General features: G+C 73.3%; 14 protein-coding genes. 13 read left to right on the top strand and 1 reads right to left on the bottom strand.

The features are described 5' to 3' along the window. Positions 1 to 114: 114 nt before the first annotated feature. The 12 genes from ACFWMZ_RS25475 (at position 115) to ACFWMZ_RS25420 (ending at position 13259) form a co-directional block, all read left to right on the top strand. The gene (locus tag ACFWMZ_RS25475) at positions 115 to 1053 is read left to right on the top strand and encodes an ABC transporter permease (protein ID WP_383181721.1); all 939 of its coding nucleotides are present in this window, start codon (positions 115 to 117) and stop codon (positions 1051 to 1053) included. Then, a complete protein-coding gene (locus ACFWMZ_RS25470; RefSeq protein WP_383181724.1) occupies positions 1040 to 1837 on the top strand; it encodes an ABC transporter ATP-binding protein in 798 nt (265 codons plus the stop codon). Before ACFWMZ_RS25475 ends, ACFWMZ_RS25470 begins: the two co-directional genes overlap by 14 nt. A gap of 407 nt (positions 1838 to 2244) precedes the next feature. Then, entirely contained in the window at positions 2245 to 3156 is a 912-nt protein-coding gene (gene hpnC, locus ACFWMZ_RS25465; protein ID WP_383181727.1) for a squalene synthase HpnC, read from the top strand. After that, entirely contained in the window at positions 3153 to 4103 is a 951-nt protein-coding gene (hpnD, locus tag ACFWMZ_RS25460) for a presqualene diphosphate synthase HpnD (RefSeq protein WP_383204360.1), read from the top strand. Before hpnC ends, hpnD begins: the two co-directional genes overlap by 4 nt. 112 nt (positions 4104 to 4215) lie before the next feature. Then, positions 4216 to 5607 carry a hydroxysqualene dehydroxylase HpnE gene (hpnE, locus tag ACFWMZ_RS25455; protein ID WP_383204358.1) on the top strand — a complete coding sequence of 464 codons (1392 nt, stop codon included), beginning with the start codon at positions 4216 to 4218 and terminating at the stop codon, positions 5605 to 5607. Positions 5608 to 5687: 80 nt separating this feature from the next. Then, the gene (locus ACFWMZ_RS25450) at positions 5688 to 6746 is read left to right on the top strand and encodes a polyprenyl synthetase family protein (protein WP_383204383.1); all 1059 of its coding nucleotides are present in this window, start codon (positions 5688 to 5690) and stop codon (positions 6744 to 6746) included. Positions 6747 to 7139: 393 nt separating this feature from the next. Continuing rightward, positions 7140 to 9164, top strand: coding sequence for a squalene--hopene cyclase (shc, locus tag ACFWMZ_RS25445; RefSeq protein WP_383204355.1), 2025 nt, complete (start codon positions 7140 to 7142; stop codon positions 9162 to 9164). Continuing rightward, positions 9164 to 9835, top strand: coding sequence for a 1-hydroxy-2-methyl-2-butenyl 4-diphosphate reductase (locus ACFWMZ_RS25440; protein WP_383204352.1), 672 nt, complete (start codon positions 9164 to 9166; stop codon positions 9833 to 9835). The genes shc and ACFWMZ_RS25440 overlap by 1 nt, the downstream gene beginning before the upstream one ends. 5 nt (positions 9836 to 9840) lie before the next feature. Continuing rightward, positions 9841 to 10863 carry an adenosyl-hopene transferase HpnH gene (gene hpnH, locus ACFWMZ_RS25435; protein WP_383181743.1) on the top strand — a complete coding sequence of 341 codons (1023 nt, stop codon included), beginning with the start codon at positions 9841 to 9843 and terminating at the stop codon, positions 10861 to 10863. Positions 10864 to 10931: 68 nt separating this feature from the next. After that, positions 10932 to 12356 carry an aspartate aminotransferase family protein gene (locus ACFWMZ_RS25430; protein WP_383181746.1) on the top strand — a complete coding sequence of 475 codons (1425 nt, stop codon included), beginning with the start codon at positions 10932 to 10934 and terminating at the stop codon, positions 12354 to 12356. A gap of 103 nt (positions 12357 to 12459) precedes the next feature. Further along, positions 12460 to 13077: a helix-turn-helix domain-containing protein gene (locus ACFWMZ_RS25425; RefSeq protein ID WP_383204349.1), complete on the top strand. Its 618-nt coding sequence runs from the start codon at positions 12460 to 12462 to the stop codon at positions 13075 to 13077. Continuing rightward, a complete protein-coding gene (locus ACFWMZ_RS25420) occupies positions 13074 to 13259 on the top strand; it encodes a DUF6126 family protein (RefSeq protein ID WP_383181752.1) in 186 nt (61 codons plus the stop codon). Before ACFWMZ_RS25425 ends, ACFWMZ_RS25420 begins: the two co-directional genes overlap by 4 nt. A 9-nt stretch (positions 13260 to 13268) precedes the next feature. On the opposite strand, the gene ACFWMZ_RS25415 is transcribed toward ACFWMZ_RS25420, so the two are convergent. Further along, entirely contained in the window at positions 13269 to 14084 is an 816-nt protein-coding gene (locus ACFWMZ_RS25415) for a tyrosine-protein phosphatase (protein WP_383181755.1), read from the bottom strand. Positions 14085 to 14364: 280 nt separating this feature from the next. Between ACFWMZ_RS25415 and ACFWMZ_RS25410 the strand changes: the two genes are divergently transcribed. Beyond that, positions 14365 to 15162: an SGNH/GDSL hydrolase family protein gene (locus ACFWMZ_RS25410; protein WP_383181758.1), complete on the top strand. Its 798-nt coding sequence runs from the start codon at positions 14365 to 14367 to the stop codon at positions 15160 to 15162. Positions 15163 to 15306: the final 144 nt, after the last annotated feature.

Below are 15306 nucleotides of genomic sequence, written 5' to 3'. Positions count from 1 at the left end.
GCTCGGGTCTGAGACCATTCGGCCCGTACCGGTCCCCGACCGCGGACCGCCCCCGTGCCGCCCGGTGCTGCCAGGGGGTCCGCCGGTGTATCCCGAAGACGAAAGTTTCCCCTTGTGAGTGAGACAACGCAGGACGGTGGTGTCGCCGTGAGTGCTGCTCCGCCCTCCCCCGACGACGGGCTCTCCCCGGCCCAGCTCGCGGAGAAGTACGGTCTGTCGGTCAGCGGGGCACGGCCCGGCCTGCTCGCCTACGTCAAGCAGCTCTGGGGCCGGCGCCACTTCATCGTCGCCTTCTCGCAGGCCAAGCTCACCGCCCAGTACAGCCAGGCGAAGCTCGGCCAGCTCTGGCAGGTCGTGACGCCGCTGCTCAACGCGGCGGTCTACTTCTTCATCTTCGGCGTGCTGCTCGGGGCCAGGAAGGGCATTGAGGAGCACGTGTACGTGCCCTTCCTGGTGACCGGCGTCTTCGTCTTCACCTTCACGCAGAGCTCGGTCATGTCGGGGGTGCGCTCCATCTCGGGCAACCTCGGCCTGGTCCGGGCCCTGCACTTCCCCCGGGCCTCGCTGCCGATCTCCTTCTCCCTCCAGCAGCTCCAGCAGCTCCTCTTCTCGATGATCGTGCTGTTCGCGATCGTCATGGGCTTCGGTTCGTACCCCACCTGGTCGTGGCTGCTGATCCTGCCGGCGCTGGCGCTCCAGTTCGTCTTCAACACCGGTCTCGCGCTGATCTTCGCCCGCCTGGGCAGCAAGACCCCGGACCTCGCCCAGCTCATGCCGTTCGTCATGCGCACCTGGATGTACGCCTCGGGCGTGATGTTCTCCATCCCGGCGATGCTGGCCGACAAGGACCTGCCGATGTGGCTGACGGACCTCCTCCAGTGGAACCCCGCCGCGATCTACATGGACCTGGTCCGGTTCGCCCTGATCGACGACTACACCAGGAAGTACCTGCCCGAGCACGTCTGGGCCCTCGCCCTCGGCTGGGCGCTCGTCGCGGGCATCGCCGGATTCGTCTACTTCTGGAAGTCGGAGGAGCGCTATGGCCGAGGCTGACGTGGACCAGGGCGCCCGGGGCGGCGCCCGCACCCCCACGGTGATCGCGGACGACCTGCACATCGTCTACCGGGTCAACGGCACCAAGGGCGGCAAGGGCAGCGCCACCGCCGCGCTCAGCCGCATCCTCAAGCGCGGCGAGGAGCGCGGCGTGCGCAAGGTGCACGCCGTCAAGGGCGTCAGCTTCACCGCGTACCGGGGTGAGGCGATCGGGCTGATCGGCTCCAACGGTTCGGGCAAGTCGACCCTGCTCAAGGCGGTCGCGGGCCTGCTGCCCGCGGAGAGCGGCAAGGTCTACACCGACGGCCAGCCCTCGCTGCTCGGCGTCAACGCGGCCCTGATGAACGACCTGACCGGCGAGCGCAACGTCATGCTCGGCGGCCTCGCGATGGGCATGACCCGCGAGCAGATCAGGGAGCGCTACCAGAGCATCGTCGACTTCTCCGGGATCAACGAGAAGGGCGACTTCATCACCCTGCCGATGCGCACCTACTCCTCGGGCATGTCGGCCCGGCTGCGGTTCTCCATCGCCGCCGCCAAGGACCACGACGTCCTCATGATCGACGAGGCGCTGGCCACCGGTGACAAGAAGTTCCAGAAGCGCTCCGAGGCGCGCATCCGGGAGCTGCGCAAGGAGGCCGGCACGGTCTTCCTGGTCAGCCACAACAACAAGTCCATCCGGGACACCTGCGACCGGGTGATCTGGCTGGAACACGGTGAGCTGCGGATGGACGGCCCGACGGCCGACGTCCTCAAGGAGTACGACAAGTTCACCAGCAAGTAGCGGACCGCCCGCGCGGGCGGGCACGGCGTTCACCGGGGCCCCGGCCCCGCCTCCTTCGTCGGGGCGGGCCGGGGCCCCGGCCCGCGGAGCGACCGGTTCCGCGGAACGGGAACTCGGCGGGCGGGCCGGGAGTTGCCCTGATCGGGGCGCGCTGTGACCTGCCGAACACCCCGGCGCACCACGGGCGCGCGTGCCGCGTAAGCTGTACCGGTGCTGATTCGCGGCAGTTGCGGCGATATGGCGCGGTGTCCTGAGTCGAACAGGTGGCGATCACCGCCATGGCGGGCGGCGTGTCCGAAAAGGGATGTTTTGGGTCGGCAGTGTAGAACGGGAGATGTGACGGCAATGGCTACGGGTGATCTCCGGCTCCACGAGGCTTGTGCCGTTCCCGCGCGGGGCAGCCGGCGATGACCGCACCGGGCAGGGCGCAGCACGGCGCCCCGGCACGCGCCACCCTCGACAAGGCCGCGGCGGAGAACTTCCCCGTGGCGCCCTTCTTCGTCCCCCGTGCCTGGCGCCGCGGCCTGATGGCCGTTTACGGCTACGCCCGCCTCGTCGACGACATCGGCGACGGCGACCTCGCCCCCGGCGGCGCCGACGCCCGCCTGCTCGGCGTCGAGGGGAGCGCCGCCGACGACCGGCTCACCCTCCTGGACGCGCTGGAGGCCGACCTCGACCGGGTCTTCGCCACCACCGGCCCCGGCCCGGCCCACCCGCTGGTCGCCGCCCTGCGCCCGGTCGTCCGCGAACACGGCCTCACCCCGGAGCCCTTCCGCGCCCTGATCCAGGCCAACCGCCAGGACCAGCTGGTCACGCGGTACGAGACCTGGGACGACCTGACGGCCTACTGCGAGCTCTCCGCCAACCCGGTCGGCCACCTCGTCCTCGGCCTCACCGGAACCCTGAGCCCCGAGCGCGTCCGCCGCTCCGACGCCGTTTGCACCGGCCTGCAGATCGTGGAGCACCTCCAGGACGTCGCCGAGGACCTCGGCCGCGACCGGATCTACCTGCCCGCCGAGGACCTCAAGCGGTTCCGCGTACAGGAGGCCGACCTCGCCGCCCCCACCGCCTCCGCCTCCGTGCGCGCCCTGATCGCCTACGAGGCGGCGCGCGCCGGGGAGCTGCTGGCCGAGGGCGGCCCCCTGATCGCGAGCGTGCACGGCCGGCTACGGCTGCTGCTCGCCGGTTTCGTCGGCGGCGGCCGGGCCGCCCTGGCCGCGGTCACCGACGCCGGACACGACGTACTGCCCGGCCCGCCGAGGCCCACCAAGCCCAGGCTCCTGCGCGAGGTGGGAGCGGCCCTGCGAGGAGAGAGGTGAGCCCGACCGTGGAGGACAGCATCTCCCTGCCCGCACCGGTCCTCGCCGCGTACAGCTACTGCGAGACCGTCACCGGGTCCGAGGCCCGCAATTTCGCGTACGGCATCCGGCTGTTGCCGGTCGCCGAGCGCCGCGCCATGTCCGCGCTCTACGCGTTCTCGCGGCGGGTGGACGACATCGGCGACGGCACGCTGGCGCCCGAGGTGAAGGCCGACCGGCTCGGCGCCACCCGCGACATCCTCGACCGCGTCCGCGACGGCAAGGTCGACGAGGACGACACCGACCCCGTCGCGGTGGCCCTCGCCGACGCCGCCCGCCGCTTCCCGATCCCGCTCGGCGGACTGGACGAGCTCATCGACGGCGTCCTGATGGACGTCAAGGGCGCCACCTACGAGACCTGGGACGACCTCAAGCTCTACTGCCGCTGCGTCGCCGGGGCCATCGGCCGGCTCTCGCTCGGCATCTTCGGCACCGCTCCCGGCGCCCCGCAGGCCGAACGCGCCCCCGAGCACGCCGACACCCTGGGCCTCGCCCTCCAGCTCACCAACATCCTCCGCGACCTCCGCGAGGACGCCGCCAACGGCCGCACCTACCTGCCCGCCGACGACCTCGCCAAGTTCGGCTGCTCCGACGGCTTCGACGGGCCCCGCCCGCCAGCCGGGTCGGACTTCGCCGGGCTGGTCCACTTCGAGGTCCGCCGGGCCCGCGCCCTGTTCGCCGAGGGGTACCGGCTGCTGCCCCTGCTCGACCGCCGCAGCGGCGCCTGCGTCGCCGCCATGGCCGGCATCTACCGCCGCCTCCTCGACCGGATCGAACGCGACCCGCTCGCGGTCCTGCGCGGCCGCGTCTCCCTCCCCGGCCATGAGAAGGCGTACGTCGCCGTGCGCGGCCTCTCCGGGTTCGACGCCCGCCAGATCGGCCGCCAGGCGGGGCGGAGGCGCTCATGAACCCCACCGCCCCCAGCACCGGAGCCGACCGTGAGGCAACCCGCGCCGCCCGGGCGCCGTCTTGCGCACCGGACCGGAACCGCCCCCCGGCCGCGCCCCGAGGGGAGGACCGATGACCACCGAACACGAGCGGACCGCCGCCCGTGAGGCGGTCGTCGTCGGCGGCGGCCTCGCCGGCACCACCGCCGCCCTCGCCCTCGCCGACGCCGGACTGCGCGTCACCCTCCTCGAAGGGCGTCCCCGCCTCGGCGGCCTCGCCTTCTCCTTCCAGCGCGGCGACCTCACCGTCGACAACGGCCAGCACGTCTACCTGCGCTGCTGCACCGCGTACCGCTGGTTCCTCGACCGCGTCGACGGCGCCGCCCTCGCCCCCGTGCAGGAACGTCTCGACGTGCCCGTCCTCGACGCGGGCCGCGGGCGCCTGGGCCGGCTGCGGCGCAACGCCCTGCCCGTCCCGCTCCACCTCGGCGCGAGCCTCGCCCGCTATCCGCACCTGAGCCTCGCCGAGAAGGCCGCCGTCGGCCGCGCCGCGCTGGCCCTGCGCCGCCTCGACCCGGCCGACCCGGCGCTCGACCGGCAGGACTTCGGCAGCTGGCTGCGGCGCCACGGGCAGAGCCCGCGGGCCGTCGCCGCCCTCTGGGACCTGGTCGGCGTCGCCACCCTCAACGCCGTCGCCGACGACGCCTCCCTCGCCCTGGCCGCCAAGGTCTTCCGCACCGGGCTGCTCTCCGACCCCGGCGCCGCCGACATCGGCTGGGCCCACGTCCCCCTCGGCGAGCTCCACCACGACAAGGCGCTCACCGCCCTCGACAAGGCGGGCGTCCGCACCGTGCTGCGCGCCCGGGTGCGCGGCGTCGCCGCGGGCGACGGCGAGAGCGGCCGCTGGCGGGTGGAGACCGGCGACGAGACGCTCACCGCCGACACCGTCGTCCTCGCCGTCCCCCCGGCCGAGACGCACGGTCTGCTCCCGGACGGCGCCCTCGACGCCCCCGAGCGGCTCACCCGGATCGGCACCGCCCCCATCCTCAACATCCACGTCCTCTACGACCGCAAGGTCGTCCGGCGCCCCTTCTTCACCGCCCTCGACGGGCCCGTGCAGTGGGTGTTCGACCGCACCGAGGCCTCCGGGCTCCGCCGCGGCCAGTACCTCGCGCTCTCCCAGTCGACCGCCCAGGCGGAGATCGACACCCCGGTCGCCGAGCTGCGCGCCCGCTACCTCCCGGAGCTGGAGCGGCTGCTGCCCGCCGCCCGCACCGCCCGCGTCGAGGACTTCTTCGTCACCCGCGAACGCACCGCGACGTTCGCCCCGAGCCCCGGCGTGGGCGCCCTGCGGCCCGGCCCCGGCACCCGCCTGCCCGGCCTGCACCTGGCCGGGGCATGGACGGCCACCGGTTGGCCCGCCACCATGGAGAGCGCCGTGCGCAGTGGGCTGAACGCCGCCACCCACGCCCTCGGCGCGCTCGGCCGGCCCCGGCCCGCCCCCGTCTTCGAGGAGGCCGCGTGAGCCGAGACCTTCGGGCCGACCCGCGGCGCCCTCGACAACCAGCCCCCCGTCCTGGAAACAAAGGAGCAACTGTGCCGACTGTGCCCACGGCCGACGCGGACCGTGACACCACGGACGTGGCCGCCCTGCTGGAGCGTGGCCGTACCCTCGCCATGCCCGTGCTGAAGGCCGCCATCGAGCGTCTCGCCCCGCCCATGGACACCGTCGCCGCCTACCACTTCGGCTGGATCGACGCGGCGGGCCACCCTGCCGAGGGCGACGGCGGCAAGGCCGTCCGGCCCGCCCTCGCCCTGCTCTCCGCCGAGGCGGCCGGCGCGGCGCCCGAGGCCGGGGTCCCCGGTGCGGTCGCCGTGGAGCTGGTGCACAACTTCTCGCTCCTCCACGACGACCTCATGGACGGCGACGAGCAGCGCCGCCACCGCGACACCGTCTGGAAGGTGCACGGCCCGGCCCAGGCCATCCTCGTCGGCGACGCCCTCTTCGCGCTCGCAGGCGAGATCCTGCTGGAGCTCGGCACCCTTGAGGCCGGACGCGCGGCCCGCCGCCTGACCGCCGCCAGCCGCGCCCTCATCGACGGCCAGGCCCAGGACATCTCCTACGAGCACCGCGAGCGCGTCAGCGTCGAGGAGTGCCTGGAGATGGAGGGCAACAAGACCGGCGCCCTGCTCGCCTGCGCCGTCTCCATCGGCGCCGTCCTCGGCGGTGCCGACGACCGCACCGCCGACGCCCTGGAGCGGTACGGCTACCACCTCGGCCTCGCCTTCCAGGCCGTCGACGACCTCCTCGGCATCTGGGGCGACCCGGAGGCCACCGGCAAGCAGACCTGGAGCGACCTGAGGCAGCGCAAGAAGTCCCTGCCGGTGGTCGCCGCCCTCGCCGCCGAAGGCCCCGCCGCCGAGCGTCTCGGCTCCCTGCTCGCCGCCGACGCCAAGGCCAACGACTTCGAGAACTTCTCGGAGGACGAGTTCGCCGCCCGCGCCGCCCTGATCGAGGAGGCCGGCGGCCGTGCCTGGACCGAGGCGGAGGCCCGCCGCCAGCACACCGTCGCCATCGAGGCGCTCTCCGGCATCGACATGCCCCGCCACGTCCGCGAACAGCTCACCGCCCTCGCCGACTTCGTCGTCGTACGGAAGAGATGATCACCATCACCACGGAACACGCGACGCGCGACGCCTGCCCGGCCCCGCGCGCCCTTCCCCTGCCCCCGGTCACCGGCAGTAACGGCGCGTCCCGCCGTATATGACGCGCTGTCGGCGGCCCGCGTCCTGAGCGACGCGGGCCGACGGCACACCCCTAGGGGATGTCAGGACAGTCCCGCACGGCGCCCGCGGCGCCCGGCACGCACTCTCACCGCACCGCCCGAAGGCCCCCGCAGCTCCTTCCCCCACTCCCGGCCTCGCCCGAGCAGGGAAGATCCGAGCGCGGACCTCCGTCCCGGCGGGCCGAGAGCAGACCGGGCACTCCGGGAGACCGGCAGGACTTCCCCGGCACCCCCAGCACACGCAGACCGACCACTGCACCAAGGGGACGCCATGACAGCGACGACCAACGGACCGGCCGGGGCCGCGCCCTCCCGCCCCGCCCCGGCCCGGCCCACCACCACGACCACCGGCACCATCACCGCCCTCCACACCACCGCCCTCCACACCACCGCCCTCGACACCGCCTCCGTCGACGCCGCCGCGGAACGGGCCAGGGCCCGGGCCGCCGACCACCTCCTGGCCCTCCAGGACCCCGCGGGCTGGTGGAAGGGGGACCTCGACACCAACGTCACGATGGACGCCGAGGACCTGCTGCTCCGCCAGTTCCTCGGCATCCGCGACGAGGCCACCACCCGCGCCGCCGCCCTCTTCATCCGCGGTGAGCAGCGCGAGGACGGCACCTGGGCCACCTTCCACGGCGGCCCGCCCGACCTCTCCACCACCATCGAGGCGTACGTCGCGCTGCGGCTCGCCGGGGACAGCCCGGACGCCCCGCACATGACCCGTGCCGCCCACTGGGTGCGCTCGCAGGGCGGCATCGCCGAGGCCCGGGTCTTCACCCGGATCTGGCTCGCCCTCTTCGGCTGGTGGCCCTGGGACCGGCTGCCCGAACTCCCGCCCGAGCTGATCTTCCTGCCGCCCTGGGTGCCGCTGAACATCTACGACTTCGGCTGCTGGGCCCGGCAGACCATCGTGCCGCTCACCATCGTCTCCGCCAAGCGCCCCGTACGGCCCGCCCCCTTCCCCCTGGACGAGCTGCACACCGACCCGGCGAACCCTGCGCCCCGCACCCGGTTCGCACCGCTGGTCAGCTGGAACGGCGCCTTCCAGCGGCTGGACCGCGCCCTGCACACGTACCGCAAGGTCGCCCCCCGCGCCCTGCGCAAGGCCGCCATGGCCGCCGCCGGACGGTGGATCGTGGAACGCCAGGAGAACGACGGCTGCTGGGGCGGCATCCAGCCACCGGCCGTCTACTCGCTGATCGCCCTGCACCTGCTCGGCTACGACCTCGGCCACCCCGTGATGCGGGCCGGCCTGGAGTCGCTGGAACGCTTCACGCTGACCCGCGAGGACGGCTCCCGGATGGTCGAGGCCTGCCAGTCACCCGTCTGGGACACCTGCCTGGCCACCATCGCCCTCGCCGACGCGGGCGTCCCCGCCGACCACCCGCAGCTCGTCCGCGCCGCCGACTGGATGCTCGACGAGCAGATCGAACGCCCCGGCGACTGGTCGGTGCGCCGCCCGAACCTGGCCCCCGGCGGCTGGGCCTTCGAGTTCCACAACGACAACTACCCCGACATCGACGACACCGCCGAGGTGGTGCTCGCCCTGCGCCGGGTCCGCCACCCCGACACGGCCAGGATGGAGCGCGCCATCTCCCTCGGCGTCCGCTGGAACCTCGGCATGCAGTCGAAGAACGGCGCCTGGGGCGCCTTCGACGTCGACAACACCAGCTCGCTGCCGAACCGGCTGCCCTTCTGCGACTTCGGCGAGGTGGTCGACCCGCCCTCGGCCGACGTCACCGCCCACGTGGTGGAGATGCTCGCCGCCGAAGGGCTCGCCGCCGACCCCCGCACCCGCCGCGCCGTCGACTGGCTCCTCGCCGAGCAGGAGCCCAGTGGCGCCTGGTTCGGCCGCTGGGGCGTCAACTACCTCTACGGCACCGGCTCCGCCGTCCCCGCCCTGGTCGACGCCGGGCTCCCCACCACCCACCCGGCGATCCGCCGTGCCGTGGCCTGGCTGGAGTCGGTGCAGAACGACGACGGCGGCTGGGGCGAGGACCTGCGCTCCTACCGCGAACAGGGCCGGATGGCCCGGGGCGCCTCCACCGCCTCGCAGACCGGCTGGGCCCTGATGGCGCTCATCGCCGCCGGTGAGCGGGACAGCAGGGCCGCCCGGCGCGGCGTCACCTTCCTCGCCGACACCCAGCACGAGGACGGCTCCTGGGACGAGCCCTACTACACCGGCACCGGCTTCCCCTGGGACTTCTCCATCAACTACCACCTGTACCGGCAGGTCTTCCCGCTGACGGCACTGGGCCGGTACACCCGCGGAGCAGCACCCGAGGGCGTCTGATGACGCGCCCCGAGGCCGCCGGACCCCCGCCGGGTCCGGCGGCCGACCCGGCGCCCCTGGTCATCGCCTGCGCCCTCACCATCGAGCGGTTCGCCCTGCGCACCGGCACCCGTGCCCCCGCCGGGACGCCGACCACCGTGCTCCGCACCGGCATGGGACCCGCCGCGGCGGACCGGGCCGTCGCCGCGGCCCTGCGGGACCCGGCGCTGGCCCGGGCCGGGGTCCTCGCCACCGGGTTCTGCGCGGGGCTCGGCTCCGGCATGCACCCGGGCGACCTGGTCGTCGCCGACGAGGTCCGCGACCCGCGCGGCGTCACCCGTTGCGCCGACGCCGACGTACTGGCCGCCGCGGTGGCCCGCGCGGTGCCCGGCCGCACCGTCCACACCGGCCCGCTCACCGGCTGCGACCACGTGGTGCGCGGCACCGAGCGGGCCCGGCTGCGGGCACAGGGCGCGGTCGCCGTCGACATGGAGTCCGCCGCCACCCTGTACACCGCCCTGCGCGCCGGACCGCGCCCGGTTGCGGCCGTCCGGGTGGTCGTGGACGCTCCAGAGCACGAGCTGGTCCGGATCGGAACGGTACGCGGTGGAATATCGGCTTTCCGTGTACTCCGTGCCGTGATCCCCGCTTTCTACGAATGGCACCGTTCCTCGCTGCTCCCCCGGAGGTGAGCCAGATGGCCATGCCGCTCCGCCAGACCATCAAGGTGGCGACGTATCTCGCCGAACAGAAGCTGCGCAGGCGGGAGAAGTTCCCGCTGATCGTCGAATTGGAGCCCCTGTTCGCCTGCAACCTCGCCTGTGAGGGGTGCGGAAAGATCCAGCACCCCGCCGGAGTCCTCAAGCAGCGCATGCCGGTGGCCCAGGCCGTCGGCGCGGTCCTGGAATCAGGCGCGCCGATGGTCTCCATCGCCGGCGGTGAACCCCTGATGCACCCGCAGATCGACGAGATCGTGGGCCAGCTCGTCGCCAAACGCAAGTACGTCTTCCTCTGCACCAACGCCATGCTGATGCGCAAGAAGATGGACAAGTTCACCCCCTCCCCGTACTTCGCGTTCGCCGTGCACATCGACGGGCTGCGCGAGCGGCACGACGAGTCGGTGGCGAAGGAGGGCGTCTTCGACGAGGCCGTGGCGGCGATCAAGGAGGCCAAGCGCCGCGGCTTCCGGGTGACCACCAACTCGACCTTCTTCAACACCGACACGCCGCAGACCATCATCGAGGTGCTCAACTACCTCAACGACGACCTCAAGGTCGACGAGATGATGATCTCGCCCGCCTACGCCTACGAGAAGGCACCCGACCAGGAGCACTTCCTCGGCGTCGAGCAGACCCGCGAGCTGTTCCGCAAGACCTTCGCCGACGGCAACCGCCGGCGCTGGCGCCTCAACCACTCCCCGCTCTTCCTCGACTTCCTGGAGGGCAAGGCGGACTTCGCCTGCACCGCCTGGGCCATCCCCAACTACTCCCTCTTCGGCTGGCAGCGGCCCTGCTACCTGATGAGCGACGGCTACGTCCCCACGTACCGCCAGCTCATCGAGGAGACCGACTGGGACAAGTACGGCCGGGGGAAGGACCCCCGCTGCGCCAACTGCATGGCGCACTGCGGCTATGAACCGACGGCCGTCCTCGCCACCATGGGCTCCCTCAAGGAGTCGCTGCGCGCCGCCCGCGAGACCGTCACCAGCAACCGCGCCTGACGCCCGCCGGGGCCGGGCGGTACCCGCCGCCCGGCCCCGCTCGCGTTCCACCGAGAGGGGGACCACCCATGACCACCGTCGACGGCAGCACACCGGCGACCGGCGCCGACACCGCGCCCGGCTTCGACCTGCGGCGGCTCCTCGCCGAGCGCGGCGGCGAGCGGTACGCGCTGCACACCCGCCACCTCAACCCGCAGTTGCCCCGCATGCTCCGCACCCTGGGCTTCGACAAGGTCTACGAGCGCGCCGAGGGCGCCCACTTCTGGGACACCGAGGGCAACGACCACCTCGACATGCTCGCCGGGTTCGGCGTGATGGGCCTCGGCCGCCACCACCCGGTCGTCCGGCAGGCCCTGCACGACGTCCTCGACCTCTCCCTCGCCGATCTCACCCGCTTCGACTGCCCGCCGCTGCCCGGCCTGCTCGCCGAGCGGCTCCTCGCCCAGACCCCGCACCTGCACCGGGCCTTCTTCTGCAGCAGCGGCACCGAGGCGGTGGAGACCGCGCTGAAGTTCGCCCGCCGCGCCACCGGCCGCCCGCGCGTGCTGCACTGCGCGCACTCCTTCCACGGCCTGACCACCGGCGCGCTCTCGGTCAACGGGGAGCGCTCCTTCCGCGACGGCTTCGGCCCGCTGCTGCCCGACACCGCCGTCCCTCTCGGCGACCTCGACGCGCTCCGCCGCGAACTGCGGGCGGGCGACGTGGCCGCTCTCATCGTCGAGCCCATCCAGGGCAAGGGCGTCCACGCCGCCCCGCCCGGCTACCTGCGCGCCGCCCAGGAACTCCTCCACCGCCACAAGGCGCTGCTCATCGCCGACGAGGTGCAGACCGGCCTCGGCCGTACCGGCGACTTCCACGCCCACCAGCACGAACCCGGCGTCGAACCCGACCTGGTCTGCCTGGCGAAGGCGCTCTCCGGGGGCTACGTCCCGGTCGGTGCCACCCTCGGCACCGACGAGGTCTTCGCCAAGGTGTACTCCTCGATGGACCGGGTCCTCGTCCACTCGGCGAGCTTCGGCGCCAACGCGCAGGCGATGGCCGCCGGGCTGGCCGTCCTCGCCGTCATGGAACGCGACTGCACGGTGGCGCACGTCCGCCGGGTGGGGGAGCGGCTCCGCTCCCGCCTCGCCGCCCTCGTGCCGCGCTACGAGCTGCTGCACGAGGTGCGCGGGCGCGGCCTCATGATCGGCATCGAGTTCGGCCGCCCCGAGTCGCTGCGGCTGCGCAGCCGGTGGGCGATGCTCCAGGCGGCCCGCAAGGGGCTCTTCGCGCAGATGGTGGTGGCGCCGCTGCTGCACCGGCACCGCATCCTCACCCAGGTCTCCGGCGACCACCTCGAAGTGATCAAGCTGATCCCGCCGCTCGTGGTGGACGAGGCGGACGTGGACCGCTTCGTGGACGCCTTCACCCAGGTCATGGACGAGGCACACGAGGGCGGGCTGCTCTGGGAGTTCGGACGGACCCTGGTGAAGCAGGCGGTGGCCCACCGCTGACCCGCGTCCGGGCGGCCGGGGCGCCCGGCAGCGTACGGCGGAGGCGGTTTGCCTCAGAGGCAAGGAAGTTGCCTCTGAGGCACAGCTCTGGCTCAATCAAGGTATGAGCCCCGACGACCCGGACGGCCCCGGCGAACTCCCCGCCGTCGCCCCCCACCTGCGCGAACTGCGCCGCCGCGCGGGCCACACCCTGGAGACTGCGGCCCGCGGCGCCGGCCTGTCCGCCGCCCACCTCTCCCGGCTGGAGACCGGGCAGCGCCAGCCCTCGCTGCCGATGCTGCTCGCGCTGGCCCGTACCTACGGTACGACCGTCTCGGCGCTGCTCGGCGAGACGGGCGGCGACCGGGACGCCGTCATCCGGGGCGCCGAGGCCGCACCCGCCCCCGCCGGCGGCTGGACCTACTGGCCGGCCGGCGGATCGGGCCGCGCCATGCAGGCGCTGCGGGTCCGGGTGCCGTACGGCGCGCAGGGCGACATGGTGCGGGTCCACCCGGGCGAGGAGTGGCTGCACGTGCTCCGCGGGCGGCTGCGGCTGCGCCTCGGCGACAGTGAGCACCTGCTGCGCCCCGGCGACGGGGCCCACTTCGACTCGCTCACCCCGCACCGGATCGGCGCCGCCGACGCCGACGGGGCCGAGCTGCTCTTCGTCCACACCCTGCTCCAGAGCCCGGGCGCCCCCTGCCTCGGCCCGGGGCACCCGAACCCGAAAGGCCCCGCATGAGCGAGCGACCCGCCCCCGAACCCGCCGCGCCCGCCGAACCGGCTCCCGCCCGGGGCCGCCGGGACATGGAGGAGCGGCTGCCGCCCAGCCTGTGGATCCGACTGCTGGTCTACGTGGTGGTGGGCCACCTCCTGGCCGGCTTCATCTACCTGCTCTTCGAGGTCGGCACCCGGGCCCAGTGAGCCCCCGGCTCAGTCCAGCAGGCGGCCGTGCAGCCGGTCCCGCAGCTCGGGGGTGAGCCGCAGCCCCTCGGTCAGGTACCGCTCGGTGCCGCCCCAGGTGGCGTCGATGGTCTCGAAGGCCGCCGCGAGGTATTCGGCGCGAGCCTCGAAGAGCGGGCTGAGCAGCTCCATCACCTCGGGCGAGAGTGCGTCAGGGGAGTCGGAGGCCCTGCGTATCCGGTAGCGGCGGTGGTGGGCGTTGGACTCCAGGTAGTCCGCCTCGATGGTCTCGCGGTCGACGCCGAGCGCCAGCAGGGTGACGGCGACGGAGAGCCCGGCGCGGTCCTTGCCCGCCGCGCAGTGCATCAGCGCCGGGACGCTCTCCTCGGCGAGGGCGCGCAGCACGCGGCTGTGCTCAGTGGTCCGCCCGGTGACCATCTCACGGTAGGAGGTGGTCATCCGCAGCGCGGCCTTGCCGTCGCCGAGCAGCGAGCGGAGCTGCGGCAGGTCGCCCTCGCGGACCATCTTCCAGAAGCCGGCGCCGTCCGCCGGGTCGCTCAGCGGGATGTTCACGTTCCGCACGCCGGGCAGCTCGACGTCGAGGCCGTCCAGGGCCCGGTCCGCGCTGTTGCGGAAGTCGAAGACGGTGTGCAGTCCGAGCCCGCTCAGGTATCCCGTGTCGGCCTCGGTGGCGTGGGCCAGATGGCCGCTGCGGAAGAGCTGCCCGGCGCGCACCCGGCGCCCATCCGCCGTGGGCATCCCGCCGACGTCACGGAAGTTCCGCACCCCGGTCAGCTCCGGCTCCGGCATCGACTCCGACCTCGTCGACGAGGACTGCTGCGTCACGTGGGCTCCTCCCGGTCGGCCGCCGCTCGGGTGCGGGCGGGCGCGCCTCGACGATACGACAGGTGTTCGCACCAGGGGCCGACGCGGACGTGCCCGGATCTGCGCGGATTCGCGCACGAGGGGCGTACGGGCAGCACTCGTGGGCGCGCGGCGGACCCCGCCGGACCCGCCTGGGTGCCCTCTGCACCTATTCCGCCTTTGGGGGAACTTTGACCGGTGGTGTTTGTCACCCGCGTCAACCCCTTCCTACGGTGGCGTAACTCACTTCATGAGGTGAATGATGTGCGGCGTGACAGCAGAGACGACTTCCCTTCCTCCAGATTTCACCTCGTACGCGGCAGTCGGCGACAGCTTCACCGAAGGGGTCGGGGACCCTGGTCCCGACGGCCTCTTCGTGGGCTGGGCGGACCGGCTGGCCGTCCTGCTGGCCGACCGGCAGCCCGAACACTCTTTCCGGTACGCCAATCTCGCGGTGCGCGGCAAGCTGCTCGACCAGATCGTCGCCGACCAGGTGCCCCGGGCCCGGGAGCTCGCGCCCGACCTGGTGACCTTCTGCGCGGGCGGCAACGACGTGATCCGCCCGGGCACGGACCCCGACGACCTGGCCGAGCGGTTCGAGAAGGCGGTCACCGCCCTCACCTCGGACGTCGGCACCGTGGTCCTGACCACCGGATTCGACACCCGGGGCATCCCGGTCCTCAAGCACCTGCGCGGCAAGGTCGCCACCTACAACGGCCATGTACGGGCCATCGCCGACCGGTACGGCTGCCCGGTCCTCGACCTCTGGTCGCTGCGCTCGGTCCAGGACCGCCGCGCCTGGGACGCCGACCGGCTCCACCTCTCCGCCGAGGGCCACACCCGGGTGGCGTTGCGCGCCGCACAGATCCTCGGGATCGAGGTGCCCGCCGATCCCGAGCAGGAGTGGCCTGCCCAGCGGCCGCGTACCCCGTTCGACGGGCGGCGCGACGACATCCAGTGGGCTCGCGAGTATCTGGTGCCGTGGATCGGCCGACGGCTCCGCGGGGTCTCCTCCGGAGATCACGTCAGCGCCAAGCGCCCAGACCTCCTCCCACTCTGAACCGGGCCTCAATCGCCGGCCGGGCTCGCTGTGGCCTCAAGCGCCGGCCGGGCTTCATTGGCCTCAGGCGCCGGCCGGGCTTCATTGGCCTCAGGCGCCGGCCGGGCTTCATTGGCCTCAGGCGCCGGCCGGGCTGAAATGGAG

It is taken from the genome of Streptomyces sp. NPDC058373 (assembly GCF_042723275.1).
Taxonomy (GTDB): domain Bacteria; phylum Actinomycetota; class Actinomycetes; order Streptomycetales; family Streptomycetaceae; genus Streptomyces.
Note: the sequence above shows the minus strand (reverse complement) of the source record. Positions and strands in the feature narration are given on the sequence as shown.